The following is a 23,898-nucleotide window of genomic DNA, read 5'->3' as shown; positions in this document are numbered from 1 at the left end:
ATTTCTTCAACTAACCGAATTATAAGAAGCAGAAATTTATTTTTCAAAAGAAGTATTGTCCCGCTGTCCGCTATATCTTTTTCCTGCTAAAGGAGCAGGAAAAAGGATACCGCTTCCATCGGGGCTATGCTAGAAGTTTTTGTTTTCAAAAGTTTTCAGCTAAGTCATATTAAACATAACCAATATTTAAACTGAATATTTAGCGGAGAAAAAACTTTTTTTATATCTCATTCGAATCTAAATTCTTAAATATCCTCTCACTTAAAAACAAAAGCCTCAAACAACATTAGCACAAAAAAAAGATCCAGCTTTCACTGGATCTCTTCATATAATATTTAAGGTTTTAATTAAGCCTTATTGTGTTTGTCTTCAATTGTGTGTTTTTCATCACTAGAAATCGTATCAACCAATACCGGCGTAGCGATAAATAATGAAGAATAAGTACCCACGATAATACCAATCAACATCGCGAAGATAAATCCTCTAATTGACTCTCCACCAAAAATAAACATTGTCAACAATACAATGATCATCATTAATGAAGTATTCAACGTTCTTGATAATGTAGTATTAATAGAAGCGTTTACAATATCTTCAAAAGATCCTTTACGGTTTCCGATGATAAACTCTCTAACTCTGTCGAATACAATTACAGTATCGTTCATAGAGTAACCAATTACAGTAAGAATCGCAGCAATAAAGTGTTGATCCATTTCCATATGGAAAGGCATGAATTTATAGCATAAAGAGTAGATTCCTAATACAAAGATTACGTCATGCGCAACAGCAGCAATTGCACCTAATGAATATTGCCATTTACGGAAAGAAACCATTAAGTATAAGAAAATAACAGCCATTGCACCAAGAACTGCCCAGTAAGAGTTAGTTTTGATATCTTCAGAAATAGAAGCTCCAACTTTAGAAGCTTGCAATACTCCAACTTTTTTACCATCAAAAGAGTTGATGAATTTATCGTATGTAGTATTTGGGTAATATTTCTGTAAAGCTTGATATAATTTTTGGTTTACTTCCTCATCGATAGCAACACCATCTTCTTTAATTTTGTATTTAGTTGTGATTTTCAATTGATCATCATCACCTAAAACTTTAGCCTCAACCGGAGTTCCGAAAGCAGCAGATAATTCATCTGAAATAACTGTCGCATCAACTGGTTTTTCGAATTTAACTTGGAAAGTTCTTCCTCCAACAAAATCCACACCTTCATCTAATCCGTTTACAAAGAAGATAGACACTAAACTTACTACTGTTACAATAGAAGAGAAAATGTATGTGAATTTTTTGATTTTGATAAAATCAAAGTGGAAATTAGTAAACCAGTTTTTAGTAATATTTGTACAGAAAGTCAAATCAGCTTTTCCAGCAATGTTTCTGTCGATAAAAATTCTAGCAATAAAGATAGATGTAAACAATGAAGTTACGATACCAATTAATAATGTCAATGCAAAACCTTTGATTGGTCCTGTTCCGAAAATAAACAAGATTGCTCCAGTTAAAACGTGAGTCACGTTTGCATCGATGATAGAACGCATTGCACCGTGCCATCCGTAAGAAGCAATAACAGCTTCAGATAATGATTTACCTTCACGCAATTCTTCTTTCGCTCTTTCATATATAATGATGTTCGCATCTACCGCTGTACCTAATGTTAATACGATACCTGCAATACCTGGCAATGTTAATACAAAACCAAAACTTGCCATAATTCCGAATAAGAATAGTAAGTTCAATAATAAAGCAAGGTTTGCATACCAACCGGCTTTACCATAATAGAATACCATCCAAACACAAACTAACAAGAACCCTAATACAGAAGAAATTGTACCAGCATCAATAGCTGCTTGACCTAAAGATGGCCCAACAACAGTTGACTGGATAATATCTGCAGAAGCCGGTAATTTACCTGCGTTTAATACGTTTGCTAAATCTTTAGTTTCAGCAACATCAAAAGAACCAGTAATTTCAGATCTTCCTCCAGCGATTGGTCCACTTGTAACTCCAGGAGCAGAATAAACAATATCATCTAAAACAATAGCAATGTATCCTTTTTGAGAAAACGCTCTTCCTGTCAATTCTTCCCAAACTTTCGCACCTTGGCTGTTCATTTGCATAGAAACAGCTGGTTTTCCTAATTGGTCAAAAGTATCTTTTGCATCAGTTACAACTCCACCGCTCATTGCTGGAACATTGTCTCTGTTACCTTTTAAAGCATATAGTTCAACTGCTTCAACATCTTTACCTTTAACATCTTTTAAAGTAGTTGGCTTACTCCAAACAAATTTTGCATTATGCTGGTCACCACCTAATAAAATTCTGATATCTGCTCTTTTGAAATATCCATTTACAGCAGCAGTATCCTTAGGAGCAAAATATCCTAAAACTGGTCCACCACCTTGACCAATCATTTTGTCAAATAATGGATTGTTACCTTTTTTAGTGTCAACAGAATCCTTGGCATCAGTCAATAAAGCATTCAATGAATCTTTAGCAACAGCTTTTGTTTCTGTTTTTTTGATTTCAGTTTTCTTCAAAGCCTCATTAGAAGCTACTAAGAAATTTCCAATTTCTTCAATTTTAAAAGTTTCCCAAAACTCTAATTGAGCTTTTCCACCCAATAATTTTTTGATTCTATCAACATCCTTAGCACCTGGAAGCTCAACTAAAATTCTTCCTGTTTCTCCTAATTTTTGGATATTTGGTTGTGTTACACCAAATTTGTCGATACGCTCTCTTAATACTTTATAAGCACTTTCTACAGACTCATCAACTTTTCTTTTGATCACTTTTTGAGCTTGCGCATCAGTCATTTGAAAATCAATTCCGCCTTCACCTTGTAAACTTCTGTTTGCAAAAATATCCGGCGAAGCTAACTTCACAGTTCCATTTGAATTTGCTTCAAAAGCTTCAAAAAACTTATTTAAATAGGTTTTATTTCCTTCTAAATTTGCAGTCGCATCAGCTAATGATTTATTAAATACTGGATTTTTAGAATTATTTGCTAAACCTTTTAAAACATCTTTAATAGAAATTTGAAGAATTACGTTGATTCCTCCTTCTAAGTCAAGACCTTTATTTAGCTGCTTGTTTTTTACTTCATTATAAGTAAAATCAGTAAAACCAAGATCAAATACTTTCTCTTTACCAATAGAATCTAAATATTTTAGCTCTTTATCAGGGTTATCTCCTGCAAAAGCTTTAGCCTCACCTTTGACATTATTTGCCACAAAAGTGAAAGAAAGTTGGTAAATACTTACCAATGCAAATAGAATTGCGAAAAATTTAATAAGTCCTTTATTCTGCATTATTACTAAAAATTAATTAAGTTTTATTATTTGTTTTTGTTTTAAATCCTGATAAAATAAGCCCTGACATGATTTTTTAAAACAAAAATACGAGATCACGAATTACCAATTTTTTTTTAAACCGAGCAAATATATAATTAACGAAAATATTAACCAATTAATTTATTAATTAAATCTCAAAAAAAAGACTGCAAAAGTGCAGCCTTTTCTTTTTTTTATCGTTTTTATTATACTAATATAGTCTTTAAGGCATCATTCATGCTACGAACCGCATCGGCACTTTTCGAAAATAATGCTTTTTCTTGATCGTTTAAATCAATATCAACAATTTCTTCGACTCCATTTTTGCCAATTATACATGGCACGCCAATGCAAATATCATTTTGCCCATACTCGCCTTCTACAAAAACAGAGCACGCTATCATTTTTTTCTGATCGTTCAAAATACTGTCTACTAAATAAGCTACAGATGCTCCAGGAGCATACCATGCTGATGTACCCAACAAACCTGTTAGCGTTGCTCCTCCAACCATAGTATCAGCCGCAACTTTTTGAAGCACTTCTTCTGAAAGAAATTGCGAAACCGGAATTCCGTTATAAGATGCCAAGCGTGTTAACGGAATCATAGTTGTATCACCGTGCCCTCCAATTACCATTGCCGAAATATCATTTGCTGGTTTATCCAGCGCTAGAGAAAGATACGTTCTAAAACGAGAGCTATCTAATGCTCCTCCCATACCAATTATTCTATTTTTTGGCAGGCCTGTAGCTTTTAAAGCCAAATACGTCATTGTATCCATTGGGTTCGAAACAACAACAATTATAGTATTAGGTGAGTATTTAAGCACATTTTCGGCTACTGTTTTCACAATTCCGGCATTAATGCCTATTAATTCCTCTCTTGTCATTCCTGGTTTTCTTGGAATTCCTGATGTAATAACTACTACATCACTTCCAGCAGTTTTAGAATAATCGTTGGTAACGCCCGAAACCTTGGTATTAAAACCTGTATTTGTAGCACATTGCATAATATCCAACGCTTTACCTTCGGCAAAACCTTCTTTAATATCCAACAATACTACTTCGCTTGCAATTCCTCTATAAGAAATAACATCAGCACACGTAGCTCCAACATTTCCTGCTCCTACAATGGTAACTTTCATATTTTTTACTTTATCGGTTATTAATTATTTGTCTATTCCTTAAAAAGACAATTCGTTTAATTGTCTAGTAAATTTAAACAATTAAACGAATTGAAATTATTAATTTTTTATTTTATGCGTCAATATTTGCATAAACTGCATTTTTCTCAATAAACTCTCGACGTGGCGGTACCTCGTCGCCCATTAACATAGAGAAAACCTGATCAGCTTCTGCCAGACTATCGATATTTACTTGGCGCAATGTTCTAAAATTTGGATCCATTGTAGTTTCCCACAATTGCTCCGCATTCATCTCTCCAAGACCCTTATAACGTTGAATATTAGCACTTCCTCCCATTCTTTCGTTAGCTTGATCACGCTGAACATCATTCCACGCATATTCTTTTTTGTTTCCTTTTTTAACCAAGTACAAAGGCGGTGCCGCAATGTAAACGTGACCTTCCTCAATTAATTCTTTCATGAAACGGAAGAAGAATGTTAATATTAAGGTAGAAATGTGACTACCATCGACGTCGGCATCACACATGATGATTACCTTATGATATCTAAGTTTTTCTAGATTTAACGCTTTACTATCTTCTGCAGTTCCAACTGTTACCCCCAGAGCTGTAAAGATATTTCGAATCTCTTCATTTTCGAATACTTTATGATGCATCGCTTTCTCAACGTTCAAGATTTTACCACGTAAAGGCAAAATTGCTTGGAAGTTTCGATCACGCCCTTGCTTTGCTGTTCCACCAGCCGAATCTCCCTCGACAAGGTAAACCTCGCATCTTGCAGGATCTTGCTCAGAACAATCTGATAATTTCCCTGGCAATCCACCGCCCCCCATAACGGTTTTACGCTGCACCATTTCACGTGCTTTTTTCGCTGCGTGACGTGCTTGAGCCGCCAAGATTACTTTTTGGATAATTACTTTAGCATCATTAGGATTTTCTTCCAAATAATTTTCAAGCATTTCTCCAACTGCCTGTGAAACCGGAGAAACCACCTCTCTGTTTCCAAGTTTTGTTTTGGTTTGTCCTTCAAATTGAGGCTCAGCAACTTTTACCGAAATAATTGCAGTCAAACCTTCACGGAAATCATCTCCAGAAATTTCAAACTTCAATTTATCCAACATTCCAGAAGCATCCGCATATTTTTTAAGCGTTCTTGTCAAACCACTTCTAAAACCTTGCAAGTGCGTACCTCCTTCGTGCGTATTGATATTATTTACGTAAGAGAAAATATTTTCTGTATAACTTGTATTGTAGATCAAAGCTACTTCAACTGGAATTTCACCTTTTTCGTGATCCATACTGATTACGTGAGAAATAATAGGCTCACGGTTTCCATCTAAATAACGGATGTATTCTTTTAATCCTTCATCAGAATGGAAAACTTCACTTTTGAATTCACCTTTTTCATCAACCTCTCTTTTATCTGTAAATGTAATCGTGATTCCTTTATTCAAAAAGGAAAGCTCACGCATACGAGCTGAAAGCGTATCGTATGAAAACTCTGTAGTCTGCTGAAAAATAGTATCATCAGGAAAGAAAGTCTGGCGTGTTCCCCTTTTCTCTGTTTCTCCAATTTGCTTTACAGGATATAAAGCCTTTCCTCTTTCATATTCTTGTTCGTAGATTTTTCCTTCTCTAAAAACAGTAGATTTCATATGAACTGAAAGTGCATTTACAACCGAAACCCCAACTCCGTGAAGACCTCCAGAAACTTTATAAGAATCTTTATCGAATTTACCTCCAGCACCAATTTTAGTCATTACAACTTCAAGTGCCGAAACTCCTTCTTTTTTATGTAAATCAACTGGAATACCACGACCGTTATCTTCAACTGTTACTGAACCGTCTTCATTGATTGCAACACTAATTGTATCACAATGTCCGCCCATCGCCTCATCAATAGAGTTATCAACAACTTCATAAACCAAATGATGTAGCCCTCGAACACCCACATCTCCAATGTACATTGACGGACGCATTCTTACGTGCTCCATTCCCTCTAATGCCTGAATACTATCTGCTGAATAATTGTTCTTCTTGATTTCTTCGCTCATATAATTTATTCTAAAAAATGTATTTACTGTCTAACACGCAAATATATAAAAACGCAAATTATATATCCGTTAAAATCCCATTTAAAGCGCTTAAGTTATTAACACTATTGTTTGAAAAATCAAAAAATCAGTCCAAAAAATTAAATTCCAATTATTAAAATTCCAAATTCCAGACTTTATAATAAAAAAATCCAAATCCCAAGTTTTAAATTGGAATTTGGATTTTAAATTTTTAAGCTTTACTATTTTTATTTTTTATTAAAATCTCCAGCGTAAATTGAAGTCATTTTATCTAAGCTTAAGTATTTTTTCAAAACATTATTAACGTCTTCCACTTTAAGCACTTTTACTTTGCTTTCAAGATCATCATAATCTTCAAGCGGAATTCCGTATTGCAAATAAGTATTGACCAAACTCATCAAAGTATTATCACTTCCAAGTCTAGTTTTTCTTTCATTTTGCCAGCTTACCAAGTTCGATTTTAATTCCTCCGTCGTAAATCCGTCTTTCAATGCTTTTGCAATTTCTTCTTTTGCCGCCGCTTCAACAGCTCCTTTTTTTGTTGGATTTAAAAAAGCATAATAACTCCATGATGCTACATCGTTTGTAATTGGAACATCAATAAAAGATCCCGCTCCATAGCTAATACCGTCTTTTTCTCTTAATCTCATTGGAATTCTCGCACTTAAAAAACCGCCACTACCTAAAATTTCATTTGCCATAACAAATGCTGGATAGTCTGCATTTTTTGTATCCATTTTAAAGCTTACTCTTCCAACTGCAACTGCATTTTCTTTATCTGGTGTAATGATATCTTTATCCAATTTTTGCGTATCAAAGAAAGTCGGAATAGCACGCTCATATTTTGATTTAGAATTCCATTTGCCAAAAGTACTTTCCAGAATTTCTCCTGTTGATTTTGCATCCAAATCTCCAACTACGCTTCCAACGCCGTTATTTCCACCTAAAATATTTTTGTAAAAATCTACAATTTCAGATTGCTTTATTTTTTTGAAAGCATCTATTTCTTCCTGTGTAGTTGAAGTATAAAAAATACTTTCTTTTGGATATTTTGTCGTTTGTCTAGCAATTTCTGTAAAAGCAATAGACTGCGGATCATTTAAATTTGCTTCCAAATACGTGTTGTATTCTGCAATTGTTTTAGTCAATTCATTTTGTGGAAAAGTTGAATTAAGAAGCATGTCTTCTAAAATACCCATAACCTCTTTAAAATTCTCTTTATAAGTATTTACATAAACCGATAAAGTCTGGTGATTAAAATTGAAATAAACACTCGATTTTAACTGGTCTAAACGATCCTGGATTTGTTCTTTGCTTCTTGTAGCAGTACCGGTTTTTAATAGCTGCGCCATAATACCACCAACATCTGCTTTTCCAGCAAGATCTTTTTCATTACTTACAGGAAAAGTAAAATTAGCCTGAACTTTTCCGCCTTTGATTTCTTTTTTAATCACGCCGTACTTCATTCCGTTGCTCAATTTCCCTTCAGTCAAATTTTGTTTTAAATTTTTAATCGAAGCCTCAAAAGCTGCTACTTCTTTCTCTAAAGCCTTTCCTTTATAATCTTTAGTAAGCGCTACAATTTGATCATCTGTAAATTCAACAGATTTTAATCTTTGCTCGTCTTTTGTTGGAATAAAAATACCAACTGTTCTATTATTGCTTCTGAAATACTTTTCAGCAACACGTTGAATATCTTCTTTAGTTAGTTTTTCAATAGCGTCACGATACAAATAATTCAATCTGTAATCACCAGAACCAATAACTTCAGTCAAATTGATTGCGAATGAGATCGTATTGTTTTTCGTCGCTTCAATTTGTTTGATGATTTTTGCCTTAGCTCTACTTGCGTCCTCATTTGTATATTTTGTTGTACCGATTTTATCCAATTCAGTTCTTACAATATCCTGAGTTGCTTTGATGTCTTTATCATTTGCTACCGCAAATCCAAAATACATATAACTCGCGTCTCGTGTTGTAGGTTGCCAAAAATACAAACTCGAAACTTTTTGCGTTTCAACTAATGATTTGTACAAATAACCAGATGGGTCAGCAGTTAAAATTTCGCCTAATGCATCAAGCGCTGCATAATCTTTATCAGCATAAGAAGTTGTATGGTATAAAGCTCCCATGTTTTTGCTTTCACCAGCTCTTTTTAGCTCTACAAATTTCTCTCCGTCCTGAGCAGGTTCAAGTGTATAGGTTTTGTCCAAAACTCTTTTAGGTCTTGGAATTGCTCCAAAATACTGTCCAATATATTGCAATGTTTTTTGCTCGTCAAATTTTCCTGCAACGATCAATGTTGCATTATCTGGCTGATAATATCTTTCGTAAAAAACTCTAAGCGTGTTTGCTTTTACGCGCTCAATATCTTCTTTACTTCCAATAGTACTATTTCCGTAATTATGCCATAAATAAGCGGTCGACGTAATTCTCTCTTGTAAAACTCGGTCTGGACTATTTTCTCCTATTTCAAATTCGTTTCTAACAACTGAAAATTCCTTATCAAGATCGGTTTGCAGAATGGTTGCATTAATCATCCTGTCTGCTTCCATTTGAATACTCCATTTTAGATTTTCATCATTTGATGGAAAAACTTCAAAATAGTTTGTTCGATCATACCAAGTAGTCCCGTTGGCATTTCCTCCTTTATCTGAAAGCATTTTTTTAATATCTCCTAAATTTTTTGTGCTTTTAAAAAGCATATGCTCCAGTAAGTGCGCCATTCCTTTTTCACCATAACCCTCATTTCTGGAGCCTACATTGTAAACTATATTGACTATCATATTGCTTTGAGAAGCATCTGGAATCAATAAGACTTTTAATCCATTTTTTAAAGAATATTCTTTTACACCTTCAACATTGGTAATAAATTTAGGTATGTCTTTAGGCGCCTCCGTTTTTTTTTGTGCATAAACTGGGCTCAACGAAAGTAATGAGCAGCATAAAACCCCACTTAGTAATAAGTTTTTCATAGATTGTGTTTAATGGTTTAGGATTCAATTATTCTTGGTAACCAAATATAGTATTTTTCCTAAATACAAAAGATTAACATTAACTTAGTTTTAATAAATCAGTTAAAACATCTAAATTTTAGAGACATTTCATTTATATACATGATAAAAATTCAATCTTTATCTGAATTTGCCATAAAATAGAAAACCGAGATAGCAACAAAATACTATCTCGGTTCTATATCTCAAATTTTTAAAACTTATTTCAAATTGTAATTTAAGATTTCAAAAGCTCTACACCTGGTGCTTTTACGTGTGCCGCATTTGCTCTTCCGCTTGGATCAAGGTTATCCTGCCATTTCGGAATCCATTTTCTTACTGTTTGTGCAGCACTTACTTGTGGATAGAATTTATGAAAAATTGATCTGTACAGATAAGCTTCTTTTGTTGTTGGCGAATTATACGGGAACTCTGCACTTGCACTAGCCAATTGTTCATCTGTTACTTGCGAAGCACAATATTCGATTAATTCATCAACCCATTTATATCCAACTCCATCTGAAAATTGCTCTTTTTGTCGCCATAAAACTTCTGCCGGCAAATAGGGATCTTCTGGAGTATCAAATGCTTTTCTTAAAATATATTTTTCGATGCCGTCATATGTTTTTGGCTGTTTTTCTTCCGGTTTGATTCGGATTGCAACATCTAAAAATGAAGTATCCAAAAACGGAACTCTAGCTTCTAAACCATTCGCCATTGTTGTTTTATCCACACGCAATAAATCGGCAGTAAAAAGCTTTTGTACTCTTTCTATGGTCTCATCTTGAAATGCTTCTGTTGATGGAGCATTTCTAAAATATAAATGTCCACCAAAAATTTCATCGGCACCTTCACCAGACAGCAACACTTTTATTCCCTGATCTGCAATTGCTTTTGACAGCAAATACATTGGAACACTAGAACGAACAGAAATAATATCGTAAGTCTCAATATAATAAATCACCTTTTCCAGCACCTGAACGCCTTCTTCTAAAGAAAAATGAATTTCATGATGTTCTGTTCCTAAAAATGAAGCTGCTTTTCTTGCTGCAATATTATCTGGCGCATCCGCATTTAAGCCTATAGAAAATGTATGCAATTTTTCTCCTTTTTCTTTCAAAAGTTTTGAAGCAATCGAAGAAATCAAAGAAGTATCCAAACCTCCAGACAAAATAGTTCCTAACGGGACATTGCTAAGCAGACGTTTGCGAACAGATTCTATCAAACTCTCACGAATTAAGCTTAAATCTAAACTTTCAACAGCTTTTTTATGATCTTCGCACTCTGGCTGATAATATTTTACAAAACCAGTTTTCGCGGTATAATAATGTCCTGGAGGAAAAGTCGAAAATGATTTGCATTGATCTGCAATAGATTTCATTTCAGAAGAAAAATAAATTCTTCCTCTTTCGTCCAATCCATAATATAATGGTTTCACTCCAATAGGATCTCTTCCTGCGATGTAATCGTCTCCGTCGATTACCACAAAAGCAAAATCTCCATCAAGTTTGTTGCAAAAGTTATATCCAAATTCTTCATACAGATGCACAATGACCTCCGAATCTGAATTGGTTCTGAATGTGTGATCTTTTAAGACAGTGTTTTTTAATTCCTCATAATTATAAATTTCACCATCGTGAATCACCCATGCACGATTTGTTCCCTGAATAGGCTGTTTGCCTGTTTGCAAATCAACAATTGATAAACTTTCGTGGCAAAGCACGCTTCCGTTATCCATGATATGAACATCACTCTCATCAGGGCCTCGATGAGACATTCTCGCTGAAAGCTCTTGTACGAGTTTAGGATCTTTTCCTTTGCCAATAACGGCCAATAATCCAGACATATTCTAATTTTTTTTACTTAATATTTTCTTCAAACTCACTATATGAAGCCAATTAGCTGCAAAAACGATTATACCTTATAATCTGTCGCAAAACTAAATATTATTTTCTGTTTTTTCTTTACAATCTTATTATAATATCAGGCATTTAACTTTATTTCGGCAAATGCCAAATATAAAAAAGAAAGCCTAATAATTGCCAAAAACAACTCGTAACCATCTGAAAGACCACAACTTAAATTTAAGACAAGAAAAACGTCCTCTGAATTGAGAACGTTTTTCGAAAAAATATATACTAAATCTAATAAATTAACTTGTTTATGCTTTCACGTAAGCATCATCGTGAACGTTTGCAACCGCTCTTCCTGATGGATCGTTTAAGTTTTTGAAAGCTTCATCCCACTCCAAAGCGATTTTTGTACTACATGCCACACTTGCTTCCTGAGGTACACATAGCGCGGCTGCATCGCTTGGGAAATGTTCTGTAAAAATTGAACGATAGTAATACTCTTCTTTTGAAGTTGGTGTCTGCAATGGGAATTTGAATCTAGCGTTTGCCAATTGCTCATCCGAAACTTCTCTTGCTACTACTTCTTTCAAAGTATCAATCCAGCTGTACCCTACTCCATCAGAGAACTGCTCTTTTTGTCTCCAAGCAACACTTTCTGGAAGCATATCTTCGAAAGCTTTACGAACAACCCATTTTTCCATTGGATGCTCTTTGTTTATCATTTTATCTTGTGGATTGATGCGCATTGCAACATCCATAAATTCTTTATCTAAGAATGGTACACGACCTTCGATTCCCCAAGCTGCTAAACTTTTGTTTGCACGCAAACAGTCATACATATGAAGTTTCCCTAATTTACGAACGTTTTCTTCGTGGAATTCTTTAGCATTTGGCGCTTTGTGGAAATATAAATATCCTCCAAACAACTCATCTGCTCCTTCTCCTGAAAGAACCATTTTGATTCCCATAGATTTGATAACTCTCGCCATTAACCACATTGGAGTTGAAGCTCTTACAGTAGTTACATCATAAGTCTCAAGGTTGTAAATCACATCACGAACTGCATCTAAACCTTCTTGAATTGTAAATTTGATTTCGTGGTGAATTGTTCCAATGTGATCTGCCACTTTTCTTGCAGCCGCTAAATCTGGCGAACCTTCTAAACCAACTGAGAAAGAGTGCAATTGCGGATACCAAGCATCTGTAGTATCATCAGACTCAATTCTTTTTTGAGCGAATTTTTTCGCTACAGCTGAAGTAATAGAAGAATCCAAACCTCCTGAAAGCAAAACTCCGTAAGGAACGTCACTCATCAATTGTCTGTGAACCGCTGCTTCAAGCGCTTTTCTGATTTCAGGAATACTTGTTTCGTTATCTTTTACTGCATCATACTCTGTCCAATCTCTTTTGTACCATTGCACAAATTCTCCATCCTTACTTGACAAATAATGTCCTGGAGGAAATAACTCGATTTTTGTACAATATCCTTCTAAAGCTTTTAACTCAGAAGCCACGTAAAACGTTCCGTGCTGGTCCCAACCAATGTATAATGGAATAATTCCCATGTGATCACGAGCAACAAAATACTCATCTTTATCAACATCATAAATCGCAAATCCAAAGATTCCGTTTAATTCGTCAACAAAACTTACTCCTTTTTCTCTGTATAATGCTAGGATAACTTCGCAGTCACTTTCTGTTTGAAAGTTATATTTCCCTTCAAATTGCTTGCGAAGATCTCTATGATTGTAAATTTCGCCATTTGCAGCCAAAACCAATTTTTTATCTTCTGTAAATAAAGGTTGTTTTCCTGAAGCTGGATCTACAATTGCCAAACGCTCATGAGAAAGAATTGCTTTATCATTACTGTAAATTCCGCTCCAGTCTGGTCCACGGTGACGAATGATTTTAGACATTTCTAATACTTGAGGTCTTAAAGTTTCGGCTTTTTGTTTTAGATCAAAGGCACATACAATTCCGCACATAATTCTATATTTTTATTTTGTAAATTTTAATTTGATAAGGCAAAGATGCGGTAATGGTTACAATTGAAAAACACAAATAATTATTTCAGTTATGATTTTAAACCATAAACTAAATTTTACATATAAAATGTAAAATTTTAACACTAAAAAATGGCTTGAACTTGAAAATTTCAATTTTGAAGAGAAAACACGAGCAAAATTCAATGTTTTAAAAAAATGTTTGAATTAAATTTTACAATAATTCAATATTATTGAAATATTAACAACATAAAGAAGAAAAGTTGTCCAGAAATTATTTGATATATAATATAGACATACCGTTTGTATTTCGAGGAAAGAGAAATCACACTAGAAACTTTATAAGAACTAACGATTTTCTGTGCGGAGTTACTTGCGAAGATTTCTCTTTCCTCGAAATGACAAAATTGAGCAGAATGGAAGCCAAACTTTTGTCAAAGTTTAAAACTTTGACAAAAGTCATCACAATCTAAATCAGTTTATTCTACACTCTGAATGGTATAATGCGTCGTATTGATTTCAAACTGAAAGCCAGCTTTATTTCCCATTAAGTGATTCCCCAACGGAGATTGTGGAGAAAGCGCAATGACATTAATTCCATCAATTGCAATTTTTGGAAGTGCGACACTAACGTATAAATAAATCCCGTTTGCTTTTACCAGACTTCCCAAAACAATATTTTCAGTCGTTTTTGCAGGATCTATTTTATCTAAAATTTCCTTTTGAAAAATCGCTTCTTTTAGTTTATTCGTCAATTTTTCCTGTTCGATATGCATCATCGATAAAGCGGTTTCGTGCTTGTCGCCAGCAGAACCTTTTGCATCGTTTTTAGAATCTTCTGTCAAACCGGAAATCATGTCTTTAAAAACATCAATTCGATCTTGAACCATTTGTGAATAGTGGGTATATATTTTTTCTTTGAAAGTCATTTTTAAGATGCTAAGATTCTAAGTTGCAAAGATGCTAAGGTTTTTTCTTTTGAAAAAAAAATTAGCCATGAAAACACGAGCTTACTCCAAAAAACTCATGAAATCATGGCTAAAAAGTCCCAGATTTAAAGTGAGTCTGGGGCTGGGTGCCTTTACGGCAAAATCTTCCTAAAAATCGAACTTGTAATTTCCTCCTACTAAAACTTGGAATCCTTGAACAGGATAATTAAGCCATCTTTCATAAGCTTGATTTCCAATATTATTCAGTTTTAAAAAGAAAGTCAAACGTTCGTTGTATTTATATCCTAAATGTGCATTAGCATCAAAATAGCTTTTCAAAGTCACCACAGATGGCATAGTACCTAAATCTAGATTTGTTTGCATGTCTTTACGTTCTCCAACATAAAACACATTAAGGCCTGCGTACCATTGTTTTGTAATAGCAACGTCAAGATTTGAACTTAATTTCATTGAAGGCAAATTCCATGCTTCTAAACCGTCTGTTTTGTAACTGTTGAATGTTCCATTAATTCCAAAAGAAACATTTTGAGAGAAATCAGCTTTTAATTCTCCGTAGAAACGGAAAGTTCTCACATCATCATAAACTACATCAAAAGAATTTCCGAAAGCATAATTTTGGTTCGAAAAATCTTCTGTATAATCTTGGCTTTTAAACAACGCCTTATCTTTTTCATTCAAATAAGATCCTGTCAAATTATAGCTCACATTGTTTGCCAATTTTCCTTTTAACCCAGCAAAAACAGTATATTGATTGCTTGTTGGCCTCATGTTTAAAGTTGGCGACAAAAATGGGTTTTCGCTCACAAAATCGGCGTATGAATTTTGATTTAAGCTTCCGTTTGCCCCCGTATAAAAAATCATTAAATCGCCAACTAATTTATATGATGCATTAATTTTTGGATAGATAAAAAACTTATTTCCACTGTTTTCAGAATCCAATCCATAAAACAATCCTGCTCCTAATTCTAAAGTCCATTCATTTTCATGAATTACAAAACTTGGCTCAATTCCAAAATTAGTCAAACTGTATTTTAATGGCTCAGTATTATCTCTTGCATAATTATGTTCAAACGAACCGCTCACGTGATCTACAATAACATTTGTCGTTATAGCCTGATTCATTACATCCACTTTAAAAGTTGGCTTTAAATAAAAACGGTTTTCTGAAGAAGAAAAACTATCTGAAAAATGTGTAAAACGAGTTGCAATTTTGCTGAAAATTCCCTCTGTAAATTCTGCATTTCCACCAAGTGAAATCGTATTATAAGAATGATTTGGATTAATTCCTCTAATCAAATCTTCCTGTGTTTCTGGAGGCAACGTCATTCCGAAATCAGCGGGAAGACCATACCAATTATAAAGCTGATTTTGATATCCTAAATCAACTCCCCAAGACATATCGCGATTGATTACTCCATAACCTACATTTAAAGCTGTATCATAAAACTCATCATTTAAGTTTACATCCTTAATTCCGCCTTGCGATGAATGATGGCGCAACATTCCAGCCACATAATCATTATTTCCTAAATCTTGCGTTACAAACAATTCAGCATTTAAAGTTCCGTAATTTCCAACTCCAACGGTTGCATAATTATTGAATAAACGTTCTTTTTTTGATTTATCTACAGCTTGTGCATTTCCTTTAGAAGGCGTAAAAGTCGATGCAACCGGGACCGATAAGATACTGTACTTTATAGTTTCTTTGGGCTGATTTCCAGAATCGTCAAGCGAAGGAGTTTCTTTCACTTTAAAAGCATCTGATACTGTTGGCGAATACGGTTTTACTACATTAACTGTTTCAGTTCCGATGTTTTCATTTTTCTTCTGCGAAAACGAAAGCTGGACAACAAACAACAGCAGTAAAACGATGATTTTATTATGGCACTTTAATTTCATATTTCTTTTATTTTGTAAAATGTCTATTGTAAGATGTAAGTTGTAAAATGCAAGATGATCAACAACCTAACTTTCACTTGAAACATATCACATTTACATTTCACAATTATCTAATTTTCTAATTATTCAATTCTCTAATTATTATGCTTCCCACTCCCCTTTAGCAACAAACTGGGCTTTTCCTCCAATTTTAATATCGAATTGTTCTCCAGTTAATTTTCCTTTAAAATAAATTTCAGATGGACGATTAATATAATCTCCCTGATAATTTGTCAATTCAATTTCAGGTTTATGATATTTTAGTAAAAAAGCTTGAAGGCAAGTACTCGCGCTTCCTGTAGCAGCATCTTCAACTAATTGATTATGTTCTATACAAAGCATTCGGCTGAACAGTTTTTCTCCTTCTAAATAGTAGAAATACAAACCTCTGTGATCGGTTTTGCAATTATCTCTTAGCCATTTATCCGTTTTGTCTTTGTCCAAAACCAAATTTTCCAATGCTCTTTTGCTGCTTAATCCAACCATTACAAAAGCACTTCCTGTTGTCACTTCCTGAATTGGAAACTGATTTTCAAAATCGCTTAATGTCAGATTGCTAAAAGTTGAGAAATCTTCCTTTGAAAAAATATCCCAAAACTTTGGTTGTGCCGCTTTTAACCAAATCGATTCATCTGATTTGTGAATTACGATTGGTCCAATTGGAACTTCCAGTTTAATTTCATTAGGCGAATGATCAAAAACTTTATTCATCAAAACCCAAGATGTTCCAATTATTGGATGTCCAGCAAACTGCATTTCGTGTGCCGGAGTAAATATTCTTATTTCTGCTTTGTTGTTTTCTTTATCCAGTTTGGTCACAAAAGTGCTTTCGGCAAAATTAATTTCGCGCGCTATTTGTTGCATATCTTCTAAACTTAAATTTCCTGCGTCAAAAAAAACTGCCAATTGATTCCCAGCATATTTTTTATCGGCAAAAACATCAACTATATAAAATGGTAAATTCATTTCTTTATTCTTTTTAGAAAATAGAGGAAAGAATAAAGAAAATAGACTTCCAATCTTTGACTTCCAATCTAAACTCTATATTCTTTATTCTATTCTCTTTATTCTTAATTCTTATTTATTGATAGACGAATTCGTTTTTGATTCTTCTAACTTGATCGCGCTCAATTCTCTTTTTGCTTCTTCAACCACATCTGGATAATCGGTAAAATTGTTGATTACGTTATCAAGAATATAAGTTGCTTGATAACTGTCTTTTAATCCGTAGAAATTTTTCGCCATTAAAACCAACCCCTTTGCTCCATAATATTTGTAAGCCGAATAATTTTTTGCCAGTTTTTGAACTGCCACATTCGAAGCATCAAATTTTCCGTCCTTGGTTTTGAAGTAAGCATCATAATACAAAGCTTCAGCCGCTAATTCTCCTTTTGAAGTTGTCGACAATTTTGCATAAGCTGCTTTTGCTTTGTCTTCATTTCCTGTTTGCATTGCGGCGCGGGCAACAATAATCTGTGCATCAGCTTTTACGCCTACATCGGCTTTTGGATTTTCTAATACTTTTTCAGCTGCATTAACCGAATTATCATAATCCTTTTTGTCATAGTAACACTTCATTAAATTCGCTTGCGCAAAATTTTTGTTTTGAGAATTACTAGCTTCATTTTCCAAACGCACTAGCACAGGAATAGCTTTATCGCAATCTTTTGTTTTTAAATGAATTTGCGCCAATTTATTTAACGATTGTTCGCTAAACTCATTTCTTGGCTGATCAATTACATATTGATAATTTGAAATCGATTTGGTCTCTGAACCATCAGCATAATACAATTGAGCCAAGTAGAAATTCGCTTCTAAAGCATGCAATCCCGAAGGGAATTTATTTACGTAACCCGCAAAACCAGTAATCGCTGCTTTGCTGTTGCTTTGGCTATATTGTTTAAAAGCGGCATCATAAGTATCGTTATCCAATTCGGCATCTGTAACCGAAACGAAATCTAAAGTTCGTACCCATGTTGCATATTCATCTACTTTTCCAGAATCAACATAAATCAATCTAGCTGTTGAAACGGCTTCTAAAGCTTCCGGAGTTTTAGGAAACTCTGCAGCAACTTTTTTAAATTTAGCCAAAGCCAATTCATCACGATCTGAATTGTAATAAATCAAACCTTGTTTTAAGATTGATTTTGAAGTAAACAATCCATTTGGATATTCTGAAATTAACTGATCATAAGTTTTGATTGCCAAATCATTTTTCTTGTCGGCAACGTAAGTATTTCCTAATTCAAACAAAACATCATCGCGATATTCTGATTTTTTATACATTTTCAAGAAGTTGTTCAACTCATTGATTTTCTGATCATTTTTCGACATAAAACCATATGAAAGTGCTTTTTGAAATTGTGCATAATCAGCATCAACTCCTTTTGCATCAATTGCTTTACCGTATGCTTCCATTGCCTGAGAATATTTCGAATTTACAAAACGAGAATCTCCCAAACGCAAATACGAATCCGTTAAACGTGATTTATCTGAAGGCGAATTATCAATCTGTGCTTGAAATGAACTTGCTGCTGAATCGTATTCTTTCAACTTGAAATACGTGTATCCAATATTATAATTGATGTTTTTATATTCTTCTGTAGATTTTGCCGCAGGAAGTCCAGCAAATTGTTTATAGGTTAACAATGCATTTTTAAAATCATCTGAAAGATATTCTGTTTCTGCTTTCCAGAAAGTGGCGCGCGCTGTAAATTCAGGTGTTTTTTGTTCGCTCATCGCGCTTTTGAACATTTTTCCTGCTTCAGCATAATTAGATTCGTTATACAATTCTAACCCTCTGTAAAATAAGACTTTTTGATAAGCCGCTTTATTTTCAGCAGTTCTGTTTTTTTCTAATAAAGCCAACGCTTCTTTGTAGTTTTTTGTTGAAATATAAGAGTCAACTAAAAGTTTTTCAACTTCAGCTCTGCTAGAATTATTTGGATATTTTTTCAAGAAATCAAGCAAAATTCCAGGAACAGTTTGATAGGCATTTCCAATATCATAACTCAATTTTGCATAATTCAACGCTGCATCTTCTTGGATTTGAGCATTAAATTCCATTTCAGAAGCATTTTTAAACGCGTTTAAAGCTTCTTGCTTTTTGCCTGTATTCAAATAACTTAAACCTAAATGATAATAGGCATTTTGCGCAACAAAATCTTTTCCTTCAATGATTTTATTGAATTGCGAGATCGCTTTTTCGTAGTCTTTTTGCTCATAATACGCATATCCTAATTGATAAAAATCGGTATTGTTCCATTTTCCTTTTTTACCTGCGTATTGCTCTAAAAACGGAATTGCTTTTCCGTATTGTTTTAAGTTGAAATAACTTTCTCCAATGATTTTATTCAATTCTGATTTTTCAATTTCATTTGATTTCGACATCGCTTTTTGGCCCAAATCAATTGCTTTTTGGAAATTTCCTAATTTGAAATTCATGTCGGCTTGATAATACGAAAGCTTTTCTTTGTATTTTTCTTCGCCTGAAACTTCGTCAAAATATTTAGTTGCTTCTTTGTAATCATCGCCTTCATAAGCCATGAAACCTAAATAATATTTGGCTTGAGAACCATATTCAGGTGAATTTACGACTTTATTAAAATACGTTGTTGCTTCCTTTTTCTTTTTGGCATTGAAATAACTGTATCCTTTTTGAAAATTAAATTTATCCGAATCAGATTTGCTCATATAACTTTCATCCACTTTGTCAAACCATAGCAAAGCTTTTGGATAATTTCCTTGTTCGAAGAAATATTGTGCCACTTCAATATAAGCCTGATTTTGTTTGGTACTTGTTGGATAATCATCCACAAACTTTTCCATCAACGCATCAGCATTGGGCTGATTGGTTCTAATGGCGCAATTTGCAATATAATAAGCACAATCTGATTTTACTTCTTCAGTTGGTGCCGTATTATTTTTTACATATTCAAAAATATGCTGCGCCGATGCATATTGTTTGTCATTGTATAAAGCCACTGCTTTATCAAAATTCTTTAATTCGTAAGTATATATAGCTGATTTTTGTGCCGAAACCGTGGTCGAAATAAGAATAATTTGGAGTAAAAAGAACCAGGAAAGTCTACGCATTTTAGTTTTATTTAGTATTCAAATTTATCATTTTATACCGTTTATAACGAAACGTTTCCAGCTTTTATTATAAAAAAATCTTTAACAGAGCATAATTTAGAAACCAATAAAAAACGTTTTTAAACCATATAAGTCATATAAGTAATTATAAGCTAGCGGTTTTCATAATCTGTTTTTTATTTCAAATTCATATAAGCTTTAGTAAATAAAAAATGGCTTACATCATTTACCAAAATAAACTTATTATTACTTATGTGGTTAAAATTCCCATTTCGTTTTCTAGAATTTTTCTTAAGAAATGATTGAAATTTATTTTGAATCCAATCGTTATCTTATTACTTTTACCATTCAAATCAATTTTATTATGTCACAAACCGTACTATCTCTTAAAGAAGTCACTATATATCAAGAAGGAAGAAAAATTATCTCTCACATTAATTTAGATGTTCAGCATGGCGAATTCATCTATATTATTGGAAAAACGGGTTCTGGGAAAAGTAGTTTCTTAAAAACTTTATATGCTGATTTGCCTTTACTTGAGGGAGAAGGACATATTGTTGAATTTGATTTGGCAACTTTAAAAGAAAACGACATTCCGTATTTGAGACGTAAAATTGGCATTGTGTTTCAAGACTTTAAATTGCTTCCAGACCGTTCTGTAAAAGACAATATGCTTTTTGTTTTGAAAGCAACTGGATGGACAGAAAAAGAAGCAATGGAGCACAAAATCGACGAAGTTTTGAATAAAGTTGGAATGAAAGACTTCTTGAACAAAATGCCTCACCAGCTTTCTGGAGGTGAACAACAACGTGTTGCGATTGCGAGAGCGTTGCTTAACGATCCAGAATTTATCCTTGCCGATGAACCTACAGGAAACCTTGATCCGCAAACAAGTTCAGAGGTTTTAGAAGTATTGAAAAACATCAATGCTAATGGTAAAACTGTTATCATGGCGACTCACGATTATGCATTATTGATGAAATTCCCATCAAAAACATTAAAATGTGAGGACGAAAGAATCTTCGAAGTGGTGCAAAGAAGCGTGTAATGCTTTCCATATTAATTCCGGTTTATAATTATGCTGTTTTACCGCTCGTTAACGAACTTGTAAAACAGTGCAATTCGTGCGGAATTACTTTTGAAATTCTTTGTCAGGACGACGCATCTAATTCGATTGAAAACCTTCAAAACCAAGAAATTAATTCTTTCCCGAATTGTTCATTTTTTGCAAATAAAACCAATTTAGGAAGAGGAAAAAACATCAATTCGCTAGCCCAAAAAGCAAAATACAATTGGCTTTTAATTTTAGACTGCGATACATTTCCGAAAGAAAATAATTTTATTCAAGACTATATTTCTGCAATTTCAAATTCCAATGAAAAAGTAGTTTTTGGCGGGATTATTTATGAAGATAAGAAACCTCAAAAAAAACAACTTTTACGATGGATTTATGGCCGAGAAAGAGAAACTTCGGCAATTTTAAGTTCCAATTTATTAATCAAAAAAGACGTTTTTCTTCAATTCTCTTTTGATGAAGAAATTACAAAATACGGCTATGAAGATTTGCTTTTTTTCTCAGTTTTAAAAAAGAATCATTTTGAAGTATCTAAAATCGAAAACTCAACTTTTCATCTGAGTCTAGAAACTTCGGAAGTGTTTTTAAATAAGACAAAAACAGCTTTAGAAAACTTGGTTTTTCTTTATAATTCTGGAAAAATTTCTTCGGAAGAAAGCAAAATAATTAAAGCTTTTGAACTTCTTAAAAGTTTGAAATTAATTGGTTTTACAAGATTTGTTTTCAATAAAAACAGAAAAAGAATAGAACAAAATTTACTTTCTGAAAATCCTTCGTTATTCTATTTTGATCTTTATAAATTGGGCTATTTTTGTGTTCTTAATTCAACAAAATAACTCGGAATTTCCTGCAAGGTTTCCAAAACCTTGTAGGTTTAAAATGCGTTAGATTTTGAAAAAATATTATACCTACAAGGTTTTGGAAACCTTGCAGGACGGTCGAACTACAATTCTTCAAGAAAATTTTTCCATTTCCCCATTATTTTCTCAACCGAATAATTATCAGAAACTTGCTTGGCATTTTTACCCAATTTTATTCTTATATCTTCGCATTCTATCAAAATAGAAAGTTTTGCAACATATTTTTCAAAATCATGGTTCGGAATTAAAAAACCATTTTCTTCATTTTTGATTAGCGATCTCGGCCCTGTTGGGCAATCAAACGCAATACAAGGCAAACCAAAGGACATTGCTTCAAGCAAAACCATCGGAAAGCCTTCTGATCTTGATGTCATTGCATAAATCGAAGATTCTAGATATTTATCCTCAATATTTTTGACAAAACCGCAGACAAAAACAGTTGATGCAATTCCTAAATCACAAACTTTACTGTTTAGGCAATCAAAATCATCTGTATAAACATTTAAAATCCAGTCTGGGTGTTTTTTTGTAACTTCTTTCCAAATATGCAATAACTTATCTAGTCCCTTTTCATAAGAATTCCGGGCTATCGCAATCACTTTTTTATGCTTTAAATCAGAGTAAATTTCAGTTTGAACCCAGGAAGGATTTGAAATTATAATCCCATTTTCAACATTCCATTCTTTCAAATTTGCTTTAGACAAAGCCACAACTTTATTATACTTTTTGATCCCAAAATCTTTAAATCGATATTTTATTTTTGAAATAAACTTCGCTAAAAAATCAGATTTTGACGGATTTTCTTCAATAAACTTAGAACCATGGGATTCAAAAACAATCGGGCTTTTTGTCTTTATCAAAAAAGGAAAAATATAAGCTTTCAAGCCATTATCGGCAACTAAAATTACGTCTGGTTTGATTTCCTGAATAGCGCAATTTATTTGATTTTTATATGATTTTAAAAACTGAAAAGCGTTACCTTTTAAAATCATATTATGAAAAAAAATCTCTGAATTGAATTCATAAAAAGGCAAGTCATTTTCTTCATTTTGAGATAAAATATGAACTTCATAATTGAAATGTTCAACAAAATAATTCGCCTTAATCGACAAAACGCGCGCAACTCCGCCGGCATTTTTTATTTTGGGAACAATATAAAGAAGCTTCATTTTTTAGAATTCAGAAAAGTTTCATAATCCCGAATATAATCAGCCTCTTCAAAAATATCTGAAGCCAAAACAAGACAAACCGAACCCGAAGAAAAATTTTCAAGTTCGCGCCAGATTCCTTTTGGCAAATGCAAACCAACATTCGGTTTGTTGAGCAAATAGCTTTTTTTTTCTTTTCCGTCGTTTACAATCACTTCAAAACTTCCACTCAAGGCAATCAAAACTTCATGCTGATTTATGTGCGAATGCCCGCCGCGAAAAGCAGTGCTAGGAACATCAAAAAGGTAATAAACACGTTTGAATTCAAAAGGCAAAACGCCATTTTGAATAAAAGCCAAATTACCGCTCAAGTCTTCTACAACCGGAATTTTCAGCAATGAAATATCGTGAAGTGTTGTCATATAT

The 23,898-nt window shown here is 33.5% G+C and carries 14 protein-coding genes; 2 read left to right on the top strand and 12 right to left on the bottom strand.

Going from position 1 to position 23,898, the window contains the following annotated elements; genetic code table 11:
* Positions 1–347: 347 nt before the first annotated feature.
* The 10 genes from secDF to H600_RS0112100 form a co-directional block, all read right to left on the bottom strand.
* Positions 348–3,320 (bottom strand): protein translocase subunit SecDF, encoded by a 2,973-nt coding sequence (gene secDF, locus H600_RS0112150; RefSeq protein WP_026729034.1) that lies wholly within the window; start codon positions 3,318–3,320, stop codon positions 348–350.
* Between the two features lie 227 nt (positions 3,321–3,547).
* Positions 3,548–4,483: a malate dehydrogenase gene (gene mdh / locus H600_RS0112145; protein WP_026729033.1), complete on the bottom strand. Its 936-nt coding sequence runs from the start codon at positions 4,481–4,483 to the stop codon at positions 3,548–3,550.
* A gap of 112 nt (positions 4,484–4,595) precedes the next feature.
* Positions 4,596–6,536: a DNA topoisomerase (ATP-hydrolyzing) subunit B gene (gene gyrB / locus H600_RS0112140; RefSeq protein ID WP_026729032.1), complete on the bottom strand. Its 1,941-nt coding sequence runs from the start codon at positions 6,534–6,536 to the stop codon at positions 4,596–4,598.
* A 248-nt stretch (positions 6,537–6,784) separates the two neighbouring features.
* Positions 6,785–9,532, bottom strand: coding sequence for a M16 family metallopeptidase (locus H600_RS0112135; protein ID WP_026729031.1), 2,748 nt, complete (start codon positions 9,530–9,532; stop codon positions 6,785–6,787).
* Between the two features lie 256 nt (positions 9,533–9,788).
* Positions 9,789–11,396 carry an asparagine synthase B gene (asnB, locus tag H600_RS0112130; protein WP_026729030.1) on the bottom strand — a complete coding sequence of 536 codons (1,608 nt, stop codon included), beginning with the start codon at positions 11,394–11,396 and terminating at the stop codon, positions 9,789–9,791.
* A gap of 315 nt (positions 11,397–11,711) precedes the next feature.
* On the bottom strand, positions 11,712–13,388 hold the full coding sequence (gene asnB, locus H600_RS0112125) for an asparagine synthase B (RefSeq protein ID WP_026729029.1): 1,677 nt from the start codon (positions 13,386–13,388) through the stop codon (positions 11,712–11,714).
* Between the two features lie 497 nt (positions 13,389–13,885).
* Positions 13,886–14,335 carry a hypothetical protein gene (locus H600_RS0112120; RefSeq protein WP_026729028.1) on the bottom strand — a complete coding sequence of 150 codons (450 nt, stop codon included), beginning with the start codon at positions 14,333–14,335 and terminating at the stop codon, positions 13,886–13,888.
* Between the two features lie 168 nt (positions 14,336–14,503).
* Complete coding sequence (locus tag H600_RS0112110) at positions 14,504–16,255, bottom strand: TonB-dependent receptor (protein ID WP_026729027.1); 1,752 nt, start codon at positions 16,253–16,255, stop codon at positions 14,504–14,506.
* A gap of 141 nt (positions 16,256–16,396) precedes the next feature.
* Positions 16,397–17,260 (bottom strand): PhzF family phenazine biosynthesis protein, encoded by an 864-nt coding sequence (locus H600_RS0112105; RefSeq protein WP_026729026.1) that lies wholly within the window; start codon positions 17,258–17,260, stop codon positions 16,397–16,399.
* Between the two features lie 111 nt (positions 17,261–17,371).
* Positions 17,372–20,389, bottom strand: a complete 3,018-nt coding sequence (locus H600_RS0112100; RefSeq protein ID WP_026729025.1) for a tetratricopeptide repeat protein — start codon at positions 20,387–20,389, stop codon at positions 17,372–17,374.
* Between the two features lie 364 nt (positions 20,390–20,753).
* Here H600_RS0112100 and H600_RS0112095 point away from each other — a divergent pair, with 364 nt between their 5' ends.
* Together H600_RS0112095 and H600_RS0112090 are read left to right on the top strand one after the other, a co-directional pair.
* Complete coding sequence (locus H600_RS0112095) at positions 20,754–21,437, top strand: cell division ATP-binding protein FtsE (protein ID WP_026729024.1); 684 nt, start codon at positions 20,754–20,756, stop codon at positions 21,435–21,437.
* The gene (locus H600_RS0112090) at positions 21,437–22,300 is read left to right on the top strand and encodes a glycosyltransferase family 2 protein (RefSeq protein WP_026729023.1); all 864 of its coding nucleotides are present in this window, start codon (positions 21,437–21,439) and stop codon (positions 22,298–22,300) included. The genes H600_RS0112095 and H600_RS0112090 overlap by 1 nt, the downstream gene beginning before the upstream one ends.
* 107 nt (positions 22,301–22,407) lie before the next feature.
* Here the strand turns inward: H600_RS0112090 and H600_RS0112085 are convergent, their stop codons facing one another.
* Positions 22,408–23,493, bottom strand: coding sequence for a glycosyltransferase family 4 protein (locus H600_RS0112085; protein WP_026729022.1), 1,086 nt, complete (start codon positions 23,491–23,493; stop codon positions 22,408–22,410).
* The gene (locus H600_RS0112080) at positions 23,490–23,894 is read right to left on the bottom strand and encodes a sugar 3,4-ketoisomerase (protein ID WP_026729021.1); all 405 of its coding nucleotides are present in this window, start codon (positions 23,892–23,894) and stop codon (positions 23,490–23,492) included. The genes H600_RS0112085 and H600_RS0112080 overlap by 4 nt, the downstream gene beginning before the upstream one ends.
* Between the last annotated feature and the right edge of the window lie 4 nt (positions 23,895–23,898).

Origin of the sequence: Flavobacterium denitrificans DSM 15936 (assembly GCF_000425445.1) — a bacterium.
Taxonomy (GTDB): Bacteria; Bacteroidota; Bacteroidia; order Flavobacteriales; family Flavobacteriaceae; genus Flavobacterium; species Flavobacterium denitrificans.
The sequence above is the reverse complement of the archived record's forward strand: the minus strand, read 5'-3'. Positions and strand labels throughout refer to the sequence as shown.